The sequence below is a fragment of the Mesorhizobium sp. M1312 genome, assembly GCF_040318115.1.
Taxonomy (GTDB): domain Bacteria; phylum Pseudomonadota; class Alphaproteobacteria; order Rhizobiales; family Rhizobiaceae; genus Mesorhizobium.
The window spans coordinates 126,176-137,012 of record NZ_JAMYLQ010000017.1; the positions used below are offsets into that span (position 1 = coordinate 126,176).

General features: G+C 63.2%; 9 protein-coding genes, 1 tRNA gene and 1 pseudogene. 8 read left to right on the forward strand and 3 right to left on the reverse strand.

The features are described from left to right. Positions 1-66 precede the first annotated feature (66 nt). The 6 genes from NKH36_RS20225 to NKH36_RS20250 all read left to right on the forward strand — a co-directional run bounded on the left by NKH36_RS20225 (position 67) and on the right by NKH36_RS20250 (position 6,788). Positions 67-849 (forward strand): DeoR/GlpR family DNA-binding transcription regulator, encoded by a 783-nt coding sequence (locus NKH36_RS20225; protein ID WP_352964122.1) that lies wholly within the window; start codon positions 67-69, stop codon positions 847-849. Then, positions 846-2,225: an FGGY-family carbohydrate kinase gene (locus NKH36_RS20230; RefSeq protein WP_352964125.1), complete on the forward strand. Its 1,380-nt coding sequence runs from the start codon at positions 846-848 to the stop codon at positions 2,223-2,225. Before NKH36_RS20225 ends, NKH36_RS20230 begins: the two co-directional genes overlap by 4 nt. Beyond that, complete coding sequence (locus NKH36_RS20235; RefSeq protein ID WP_352964128.1) at positions 2,222-3,766, forward strand: sugar ABC transporter ATP-binding protein; 1,545 nt, start codon at positions 2,222-2,224, stop codon at positions 3,764-3,766. The genes NKH36_RS20230 and NKH36_RS20235 overlap by 4 nt, the downstream gene beginning before the upstream one ends. After that, entirely contained in the window at positions 3,763-4,755 is a 993-nt protein-coding gene (locus NKH36_RS20240; protein WP_352964130.1) for an ABC transporter permease subunit, read from the forward strand. Before NKH36_RS20235 ends, NKH36_RS20240 begins: the two co-directional genes overlap by 4 nt. 77 nt (positions 4,756-4,832) lie before the next feature. Further along, on the forward strand, positions 4,833-5,771 hold the full coding sequence (locus NKH36_RS20245) for an ABC transporter substrate-binding protein (RefSeq protein ID WP_352964133.1): 939 nt from the start codon (positions 4,833-4,835) through the stop codon (positions 5,769-5,771). Between the two features lie 123 nt (positions 5,772-5,894). After that, positions 5,895-6,788, forward strand: coding sequence for a sugar phosphate isomerase/epimerase family protein (locus tag NKH36_RS20250; protein WP_352964136.1), 894 nt, complete (start codon positions 5,895-5,897; stop codon positions 6,786-6,788). Positions 6,789-6,804: 16 nt separating this feature from the next. Here NKH36_RS20250 and uxuA read toward each other — a convergent pair whose 3' ends face one another. After that, positions 6,805-7,989, reverse strand: a complete 1,185-nt coding sequence (gene uxuA, locus NKH36_RS20255) for a mannonate dehydratase (protein ID WP_352964139.1) — start codon at positions 7,987-7,989, stop codon at positions 6,805-6,807. 76 nt (positions 7,990-8,065) lie between these two features. Between uxuA and NKH36_RS20260 the strand changes: the two genes are divergently transcribed. Beyond that, positions 8,066-8,851 (forward strand): SDR family NAD(P)-dependent oxidoreductase, encoded by a 786-nt coding sequence (locus tag NKH36_RS20260; RefSeq protein WP_352964142.1) that lies wholly within the window; start codon positions 8,066-8,068, stop codon positions 8,849-8,851. 247 nt (positions 8,852-9,098) lie between these two features. Beyond that, on the forward strand, positions 9,099-10,106 hold the full coding sequence (gene ftsZ / locus NKH36_RS20265; RefSeq protein WP_352964145.1) for a cell division protein FtsZ: 1,008 nt from the start codon (positions 9,099-9,101) through the stop codon (positions 10,104-10,106). A 119-nt stretch (positions 10,107-10,225) separates the two neighbouring features. Here the strand turns inward: ftsZ and NKH36_RS20270 are convergent. Together NKH36_RS20270 and NKH36_RS20275 are read right to left on the reverse strand one after the other, a co-directional pair. Beyond that, positions 10,226-10,458: pseudogene (locus NKH36_RS20270) on the reverse strand (DUF6429 family protein). A gap of 229 nt (positions 10,459-10,687) precedes the next feature. After that, positions 10,688-10,764, reverse strand: a tRNA-Met gene (locus NKH36_RS20275). Positions 10,765-10,837: the final 73 nt, after the last annotated feature.

The following is a 10,837-nucleotide window of genomic DNA, read 5'->3' on the forward strand; positions in this document are numbered from 1 at the left end:
ATCCAATCTGTGTTGAGTAAGTTGCACCAATTGCCGTGGCAAAATGGCATTTTCGGGAGGTATCCGTTGAGCGACTCCGGCCGCCAGCGTCAGATCGTCGAGTTGTTGCGGGATCGCCCCTTCGCCTCGGTGCGCGAGCTGCAGGAGCGGCTCGGCGTGTCGGCTGCGACGGTGCGGCGCGACATCGACAAGATCGATGAGGCCGGTGAAGCACGGAAGGTCTATGGCGGCGTTTCGGCGCTCGATGGCGCTTCGCAGGCGGGCGTCGCCTTTGCCAGGCCCTATGACGAGAACCGCGATCTCGCGGTCGAGGCCAAGCGGCAGATCGCCGCTCTCGCCGCGACCATGGTGCGCGATGGCGACGCCGTCATCGTGCATGGCGGTTCGACCTGTTTCCATCTCGGCGCCAAGCTCGCCGACCGCAACATCCGGCTCTATACCAACTCGATGCCGCTCGTGGCCTATCTGAGCGACCACGGCCATTGCAGCCTGACCGTTGCCGGGGGTGAGCTTCATCGCGAGCCTGGCATCATCCATTCGCTCACTCAGGCCGTGCCGTTCTATGCGTCAAAGTTCTTTCTTGGCGCGCAAGGCATCGGCCAGGAGGGCCTGCTGGAATCGCATCCCCTGCTGGTCCGCTCCATCGTCGAACTCAGCCTATGCGCCGACCAGATCGTGGTGCTGGCCGACAGCCGCAAACTGTCGATCCACGCGCGCAACGTCGCGCTGCCCTTGTCCCGCATCGGCACGCTGGTGACCGACGACGGCCTGTCCGACGCTGACGCCCGCATGCTGGAAGACGCCGGCGTCATGGTGCGGATCGCCTCTTCCTCGGGAGCCCTCCAGTGAAAGTGGCCGTCCTCGACTTCGGCAAGACCAACTCGAAGCTGTTCGTCTTCGGCCAGGACAGGCAGATTCTCGACGAGCGCCGGACCCAGCCGAACTGGGCGCGCAAAGGCGGCTTCAGCGTGCTCGACGAGACGGCGCTTCACGATTGGGCGGCTCGCGCCGTCAGCGAAGCGGTCGACAATCATGGTGTGGAAGGATTGATGGTTTCGGGCCATGGCTGCACCTTTGCGTTGGTCGACGATGCGGCGCTGACGCATCCCATACTCGACTACGAGCAGGAGCCGCCGGCCGAGATTGCCGCGCAGATCGATCGCCTCATTCCGGATTTTGCCGAGACCTTCTCGCCGCATCTGCCGCTCGGCTTTAACTATGGTCGCCACATGCTGTGGCTGAAGGCGGTGCAACCCAGCGCGTTCGCTGCCGCGAAATCGATCCTCGGCTATCCGCAATACTGGAGCTGGAGCTTTGGCGGCCGGGCGGTCTCGGAAGTGTCCTATCTCGGCTGTCACTCGCATCTGTGGGCGCCGCGCAAACGTGATTTCAGCTCGCTGGTCGATGCCGAAGGCTGGCGCGGCCAGATGCCCGCCTTCGAGCGTGCCGGCGCCGTCATCGGCGAGCAGCGCTTCGGCGAGGCGGCGCGGCCGATCGCCATCCACAACGGTGTCCATGACAGCAATGCCGCGCTCTATGCCTATCGCCGGCAGGAGCTTGGCCCGGTCACCGTCGTCTCGACCGGCACCTGGGTCGTGGTGCTCAACCCGGACTGCCCGCTCGACGCGCTCGATCACGACCGCGACATGCTCGTCAATGTCGATGTCGACGGCGGCCCGGTGCCGACCATCCGCTTCATGGGCGGGCGTGAATTCGCGACGATCAGCGCCGGCTGGCAGGGTGCAATCGCCCGCTCCACGCTACAGCAGGTGATCGACGCCGGCATTATGGCGCTGCCAAGCTTCGCGCCGGGCGGGCCGATGCCTGGCCCTCTTGGCGAACTGGTCGGGCGCACACCCAACGCGGAGGAGCGCGCGGCCGTGGCGCTGCTCTATGTCGCGCTGATGGTCGATCTGTGTCTCGACCTGATCCATTCGAACAACACCGTGATCGTCGATGGCGGGCTGAACAGTGGCGGCCTGCTCGCCAGCCTGCTGGCGCAGCTGCGTCCCGGCCAGGCCTTCACGCAGGGCGCCACGCTGGAGGGCAGCGCCACCGGAGCGGCCGCTCTTGCCTTCGAGAGTGTTGGACGCGAATTTGCCGCCGAGGCGCCGGAGCCGGTGCGCGCCTCCGGCTTCGCTGGTCTTGCTGGATACCGCGACAGCTGGCGCGGCCTCTCCGCCGATCGAGGCATCGTTGAAACTGCAGCGCGAGGTGCACGATGACCGCCGCTGCCCAAATCGAGACGGCGCGCCAGCCGGTGCTGGAGATGCGGCACATCTCGAAGACGTTCGGCCCGATCCGCGCCTTGCAGGATGTGTCGCTGACCGTCCACGCCGGCGAACTGCACGCGCTGATGGGCGAAAACGGCGCCGGCAAGTCCACGCTGATGAAGGTGCTGTCCGGCGCCTATAGGCCGGACCCCGGCGGCGATATCCTGATCGACGGCACACCCGTCGCGACCGGCGACCCGATCAAGGCGCGCGCCAACGGCATTGCTGTCATTTATCAGGAGCTGTCGCTGGCGCCCAACCTGACGGTCGCGCAGAACATCTTCCTCGGCAACGAGCCGAGACGGTTCGGCATCGTCGATCGCGACCAGTGCAATCGGCGCGCCAAGGAAATCATCGCGCGGCTCGGCGTCTCCTTCTCGGCGCGCGCTCTTGTCTCCAGCCTGTCGCTTGGCGAACGCCAGATGGTCGAAATCGCCCGTGCGCTGTCGACCAGCGCGCGCATAATCGTCATGGACGAGCCGACCACCTCACTGACCTCGCGCGAGACGGACAGGCTGTTCGAGGTCATTGCGACGCTGAAGTCGCAAGGCATCGCCATCATCTACATCAGCCACCGCATGGAAGAGGTCTACCAGCTTGCCGACCGTGTCAGCGTGCTGCGTGACAGCGGCTATGTTGGCACGCTCGACCGTGCCGACCTGAATGCCTCGCGCCTCGTTTCGATGATGGTCGGCCGTGACCTGTCCGCCTTCTACAAGAAGGATCACCGCCCACCGGACAGCAAGCGCGCGATCGCACTGTCGGTGCTGGGCATGTCGGACGGCAATCTTTTGAAGAACTGTTCCCTCGACCTGCACAAGGGCGAAGTCTTGGCGCTTGCGGGCCTGGTCGGCTCAGGCCGCACCGAGCTCGCACGGCTGATCTTCGGCGCCGACAGGCACACATCAGGCACGCTGGAACTCGACGGCAAGCCGATAGCTATCGGCTCGCCGCGCGAGGCGCTGGACGCCGGCATCGCCTACCTCACCGAGGATCGCAAGGAACTCGGCCTGTTCCTCGACATGTCGATTTCCGACAATATCAGCATGGGCGTGCTCGCAAGGGACGCGCAGGCCGGCGGCTTGCGCGACTTCGCCAAGGCCGAAAGGCGCGCCGCCAAGGCCGTTTCCGACCTCTCCATCCGCACCAGGTCGGTTCAGGCCAATGCCGGCTCGCTGTCGGGCGGCAACCAGCAGAAGGTGCTGCTCGCCCGCCTGCTCGAAACCGAGCCGCGGGTTCTCATCCTCGACGAGCCAACGCGCGGCGTCGATGTCGGGGCGAAGTCGGAAATCTACCGGCTGATCGACGATCTCGTCAAGAAGGGCATCGCCATCTTGATGATCTCCAGCGAACTGCCGGAGGTGATCGGCGTTGCCGACCGCGTGCTGGTGATGCGCGACGGCAGCATCGCCGGCGAGGTGACGGCATACGAAGGCAAACCGCTCAGTCAGGAAGCAATCATGGAACTTGCAACGGGAGCGGCCAAGGGATGACCGACAAGGCAACCGAGATGAGCGACCAGGCGGTCGGCAGGAGTCGGCGGCTGCGCACCGCCTTCGCCGCCCTTGGCATGCTGCCGGTCCTCATCCTTTTGGCGGCCGGCTTCCAGTTCATGAACCCGCGCTTCCTGACCGAGACCAACCTGTTGATCGTCACCCAGCAGTCGTCGATCAACATCGTGCTTGCGGCCGGCATGACCTTCGTCATCCTGACCGGCGGCATCGACCTGTCCGTCGGCGCCATCCTTGCCGCCTCGGCGATGGTGGCGGTTATGGTGTCGCTGGTGCCGGAGTGGGGCATGCTCGGCGTGCCGGCAGCCATTCTGGTCGGCCTCGGCTTCGGCGTTATCAACGGGCTGCTCGTCGCCTACATCAAGCTGCCGCCCTTTATCGTCACGCTGGGTTCGCTGACCGCCGTGCGCGGCGTCGCCCGCCTGCTCGGCCAGGACACCACGGTGTTCAACTCGGACCTGCCGTTCGATTTCATCGGCAACGGTTCGCTGTTCGGCATTCCCTGGCTGGTCATCATCGCTCTGTCGGTCGTGGTGCTGTCCTGGCTGGTGCTCAAGCGTACTGTCCTCGGCACCTGGATCTACGCCGTCGGCGGCAATGCCGAGGCCGCCCGCCTCACCGGCATCAAGGTGCCGCTGGTGCTGCTCTTCGTCTATGGCGTTTCCGGCCTTCTGGCCGGCCTTGGCGGTGCCATGTCGGCGGCCCGGCTTTACGCCGCCAATGGGCTGCAGCTTGGGCAGTCCTACGAACTCGACGCTATTGCCGCGGTCATTCTCGGCGGCACCAGCTTCGTCGGCGGCGTCGGCTCGATCTGGGGTACGCTGATCGGCGGGCTGATCATAGCGGTGCTCTCCAACGGGCTCATCTTGGCCGGTGTTTCCGACATCTGGCAGTACATCATCAAGGGATTGGTCATCATCGTGGCGGTCGCCCTCGACCGCTACAGGCTCCAGGCAGGAGCAAGAACGTGATTGACCTTAGTCGCCGGCATCAACGACCGGTTTCATGTAACGCACCGTGAGAGGCGCGGGGCATCAGGAGGAAAACAATGAAGACCATCGCTAAACTGCTCTGCGGCGTTGCCCTTGCGACCGTCGCCATCGCACCGGCTTCGGCCAAAGATCTGAACAAGGTCGGCATCTCGGTCGGCCTGCTCGGCAACCCCTTCTTCGTCGCCACCATCAAGGGCATCGAGGACGCGGCCAGGAAGATCAACCCGAATGTCGAGGTGACGTCGGTGTCGGCCGACTACGACCTCAACAAGCAGGTCTCACAGGTCGACTCCTTCATCGCCGCCGGCGTCGACGTGATCATGCTCAACGCCGTCGATGCCAAGGCGATCGCACCGGCGGTCAAGAAGGCGCAGGCGGCGGGCATCGTGGTTGCCGCGTTCGACGTTTCGGCGCCGGGTGCCGACGTCACCGTGATGACCAACAACGTCAAGGCCGGCGAAGCGGCCTGCCAGTATCTGGTCGACCACACCGGCGGCAAGGGTGACTATGTCATCCTGAACGGGCCGGCATCGTCGTCGATCCTGGAGCGGGTGAAGGGCTGCAAGGACGTGCTTGCGAAGCACCCGGACATCAAGATCCTCTCCGACGACCAGAATGCCGAGGGCTCGCGCGACGGCGGCCTGAAGGTGTTCCAGTCGCTGCTGACCCGCTTCGACAAGATCGACGCGGTGTTCGCCATCAACGACCCGACGGCGATCGGCGCCCAGCTTGCGGCCAAGCAGCTCAACCGCTCGGAGTTCATCTTCACCGCGGTCGACGGCGCGCCCGACATCGAGAAGGAACTCTCTTCCGGCACCTCGATGATCAAGGCCTCGGCCTCGCAGGATCCTTACGTCATGGCCGGCCAATCGCTGCAGATGGCAGCCGAAGTGATCGCCGGCAAAAAGCCGGCCGAGGCGACGGTGCTGCTCGACCCGCAGCTGATCACGGCAGAGAACCTGAAGGACTACAAGGGCTGGACCGCGGCCCGCTAGCTAACGCCTCCCATGGGTGGTGCGGCGGGGTGACCGGCCCCACCAATTTTGTTTGAGCATCGGATTTTCCCAAAACCGGTTCCCACTTTTGGGTCCGATGCTCTCGAGCAGCAGGAGACGATCATGTCGCGTATTGGAATCCATTCTTTCGTCTGGTCGGCGAGCTCGGCCCAAGGCGACCTCGAGCGGACGCTGGCCAACACCAGGGAGGCCGGCTTCGACCTGATCGAATTCTCCTATCTCGACCCTGCCAATGTCGACATCGGCGGACTGGCCAAGCGCATCGCCGAGCTCGATCTCGGCGTGGCGATCAGCATCGGACTACCGGCCGACGGCGACATTTCAAGCGCAGACAAGACGATCGCCGCGCATGGCGTCGAGGTCCTGAAACGTACGATCGCGCTCACTCGCGACCTCGGCGGCCGGATGGTCGCCGGCATCCTCAGCACCAGCCACGGATTGCAGACTGAGGCGCCGACGCGCGATCAATGGAACCGCAGCGCCGGAACGCTTGCCAACGTCGCGGAGACCGCCAAAGCCGCCGGCGTTACGCTCAACCTCGAGATCGTCAACCGCTTCGAGAGCAATCTGCTCAACACCGCCGCGCAAGGGCTGGCCTTCATCGAGGACACCGGTTCCGACAACATCTTCCTGCATCTCGACACTTTCCACATGAACGTCGAGGAGGCCGACGTCGGGCTGGCCATCCGCCATGCCGCGAAGAAGATCGGCTATGTCCATATCGGCGAGAGCCATCGCGGCTTCCTCGGCACCGGCAACATCGACTTCGCCGCGATCTTCGATGCGCTGACCGCAATCGGCTATAGCGACGACCTCAGCTTCGAATCCTTCTCGTCGGAGATCGTCGACGAGAACCTGTCGAAGAAAACCGCCATCTGGCGCAATCTGTGGACCGACAATATGGAGCTGGCCCGGCATGCACGCCGCTTCATCGCCATCGGGCTGGAGACGGCACGGCGCAAGGCCGAGCTTGTTTCATCAAGCCATCGACCTTAGCACCTGTTTGCGATCCTCAGGCCAGCTCAAAACGTTCCACGGCGCGCATGATGCCACGCAGTTCGGCGAGGCCTTTCAGGCGGCCGATCAATGAGTAGCCGGGGTTGATCCTGGTCTTGCCGATATCGTCGGCGAGCAGATGGCCATGATCGGGACGCATCGGAATCCGCCAGTCGGCGCGACCTTGCTTGCGACGGCGCGTCTCTTCCTGCATTAAAGCGAGGATGACATGCGCCATGTCGGTGCCGCCCTCCAGATGCTCGGCTTCATAGAAGGAGCCGTCATCCTCGATGGTTACATTGCGCAGATGGACGAAATGGATCCGGTCGGCGAATTCCTTGACCATGCCGACAATGTCGTTGTCGGCGCGCGTACCATAGGAGCCGGTGCAGAATGTCAGGCCGTTCGCCGGGCTGTCGACGGCGTTGAGGATGAAACGCGCGTCCTCGGCGGTCGAAACGATCCGTGGCAAGCCATAGAGCGAGAATGGCGGGTCGTCGGGATGGATGCACATGCGCACTCCCTCCTGCTCGGCCACCGGAATGATCTCGCGCAAAAACCAGGCAAGATTGTCGCGCAACTCCTTCGGCCCGATCGAGTCATATTCCGCCAATGCCTCGCGAAAACTATCACGGTCGTAGCTGCGCTCGGTCGCCGGCAGGCCGGCAATGAGATTGCGCTCGATCCTGTCGATCTGCTCGTCGCTCAGTCCCTTCAGTCGCGATTCCGCTTCGGCGACACGTGCCGCGCTGTAGCTGGCTTCGGCATTCCTGCGCTTCAGGACGAAAATGTCGTATGCGGCAAAATCGATCGCATCGAAACGCAGAGCGTAGCCCGTCGTTGGAAGCCGATATGCAAGGTCGGTGCGGGTCCAATCGACCACCGGCATGAAATTGTAGCAGATGGTCTTTATGCCGGCCTTCGCCAGCGCGCGGATGGTATCTTGGTACCAACCCACGTAACGCTGCCGTTCCGCCGAGCCGATCTTGATCGAATTGTGGACGGGAATGCTCTCCACAACCGACCAGGTCAGCCCTTCGGCCTTTATGATCCGCTTGCGCTCCAGGATGTCCGTCAAAGGCCAGGCGCGGCCGTCATAGATATTGTGCAGGGCGGATACGACGCCCGTGGCTCCGGCCTGCTTGACATGATCGAGCGTCACCGGGTCGTTCGGGCCATACCAGCGCCAGCACTGTTCCATCGAAGCTTTCCCTTTGCGATAAAACAGAACCGTATTGTTGGGCCACAATGGAAGTCAAATTAAAGGAGTCTGCGCAATGAAGGATTTCGACGGCAAGATCGCTCTGGTGGCGGGGACGACCGGGATCGGCCTGGCAACCGTCAGACGTCTTGCGGCGGGGGGTGCTGCGATCATCGCCTGCGGCATCGACCGTGCGGCCAACGCGGCAATGATAGCGGAACTGGACAGATCCGGCGCCGAGGCGCTGGTCATGGCCGTCGACGTCTCGGTGCCGGATCAGGTTCGCGACGCGGTGGCGGCCGGCGTCGAGCGGTTCGGCGGCCTCGATATCATCGTCAATTCCGCGGCAGTCCATCCGTATGGAACCGCTACCAGCACCGATTTCGACACCTGGAACCAGGCGATATCAGTCAATGTCGGCTCGATCTACCTGACGGCGCATTTCGGCATCCCGGAAATGATCAGGCGGGGCGGCGGCGCCATCGTCAACGTGGCTTCGGTGCAGGGCTTTGCCTGCCAGCAGAACGTCGCCGCCTATGCTACGACCAAGGGCGCCATCCACACACTGACGCGCTCTCTGGCGCTCGACTACGCACGCTCCGGCATTCGCGTCAATTCCGTCAGCCCGGGCTCGATCCGCTCCCCTATCCTGGAGAAGGCGGCGCGCGGCGAGAACGGCACCGATGCCGATGTCGACGCCGCCTACAGGCGCTTCGGCGAAGCCCACCCCATCGGACGCATCGGCGAGCCGGAGGAAGTGGCGGAACTCATCGCCTTTCTGTGTTCGTCGAAAGCCGGGTTCTGCACCGGCGCGGACTACAGGATCGATGGCGGCCTGACTGCCGGCATCGGCGTGAAATAGAACGGGAAGATCGGTCTCGGCCTTACCGGGAGACGCTGACATCAGACAATTTTCGAAGCACCGACGGCAAACAATGGCGCGTAACACGCGCGAGTTTGCATAGTGCACTTGCAGCCGAGTCAACCGTCTGATTCCCTTGGTTACACTGGGCTGTCCTGATTCGCTCACTGCCCAAAGTCTTGCAGTGCGCGGATAACAAGCCTTCCACCGACCGCTGCGCTAGCGCATTCAAGGGGAGAGACGGCAAATGAACACTGCAACGAGGCCGGCAATCTCGGAAATGAGGCCCAAAATATCCGTCATCGGGGTTGGCGGCGGTGGCGGCAACGCCATCAACAACATGATCGCCGAAGGCCTGCAAGGCACCGAATTTATCGTTGCCAACACCGATGCTCAGGCGCTCACCATGTCGAAAGCAACGCGGCTGATCCAATTGGGAGCGCACGTCACGGAAGGCCTTGGTGCAGGCTCCCTGCCCGAGGTCGGCCATGCCGCAGCCGTGGAATCGATCGACGAAATCATGGACCATCTTGCGGGAACGCATATGTGTTTCGTGACTGCGGGCATGGGAGGCGGAACTGGAACTGGTGCAGCACCGGTCATAGCGCAGGCCGCGCGCAACGCGGGAATACTGACCGTGGCTGTCGTCACCAAGCCGTTCGTCTTCGAAGGAAACCGCCGAATGCATGCGGCCAATGAGGGCATCGAGCGGCTCCGCGAAAGCGCCGATACTGTCATCGTCATCCCGAACCAGAACCTTTTCAGGATCGCCGATGCCAAGACGACCTTCGCGGACGCTTTCGCCATGGCGGACCGCGTTCTCTACGCCGGCGTCGGCTGCATCACCGATCTCATCGTCAAGGAAGGGCTGATCAATCTCGACTTCGCCGATGTGAAGTCGGTGATGCGTGACATGGGTCGTGCGATGATGGGAACCGGCGAAGCCACCGGGGAGGACCGCGCCAGGAAGGCGGCCGAAGCAGCGATCGCAAACCCGCTTCTCGACGAAGCGTCGATGATGGGCGCCAAGGGCGTCCTTGTCTCGATATCGGGCGGCACTGATATGACGCTGTTCGAGGTCGACGAAGCCGCCACCCGCATCCGGGAGGAAGTCGACGCCGATGCCGATATCATCGTCGGCGCCATTTTCGACAAGGCGCTCGCAGGAAAATTCAAGGTGTCGGTCGTTGCGACGGGATTGCGGCGAGGGCTCGAGATACCGCTGACGGCGGGGTTGGAAAGCCGTATCAACTGAACCAGGCCCCATGGCGGCGCCCGCGGTAGGACTTGACTTGAAGATCCGCCGCTCTGGAGACCGCCGCCAGACGGTGGTCGGGCGGGCCGCTGCTGTGGAATTGGAACGCCAGCCAGCGTTCATGGCGCCGGCCGCGTGAACAGGGTGCGGAACAGTTCCTCAGCCCGTCGCCGGCCCTTATCTGTCAGAACGACCGACTTCGCCTTGTTTGCTGGATTGGCGATCAGGCCCTCTGGTGCAAGCGATCCAGGGCATCCCAATCCAATCCCTTCCAAACGCGCCTTTCTTCATGCAGCGTTAGCCAACGCAGGCCCAGAACGGCATTGTCGATCTTGTCGGTGTCTATCTCCATGCCAAGCAGTCTAACACGGGAAAACGGCGTCTGCAGAGGCCCACACCGGACGGATACTTTCTCTGCGTGCAGTGTGACGCCGACGTCAGAAATTGCTTGAGTTTTATGTCGAAACTGACTGCCGGAACAGAATTTGACTTTCTCTGTCCCGCTGCGTCGGCTTTCAAAACTCGACCGCGCCGGGGCCCAAACGCAAAACGGCCCGCGTGAAGCGGGCCGTTTTGATGTTTGGTTGCGGGGACAGGATTTGAACCTGTGACCTTCAGGTTATGAGCCTGACGAGCTACCGGGCTGCTCCACCCCGCGTCAATCTTAGAAGTAAGCCTTGGCTTACTGGATACAAGCTTGCGCCAAATGAAAGGGCCGCTTGCGCGGCCCG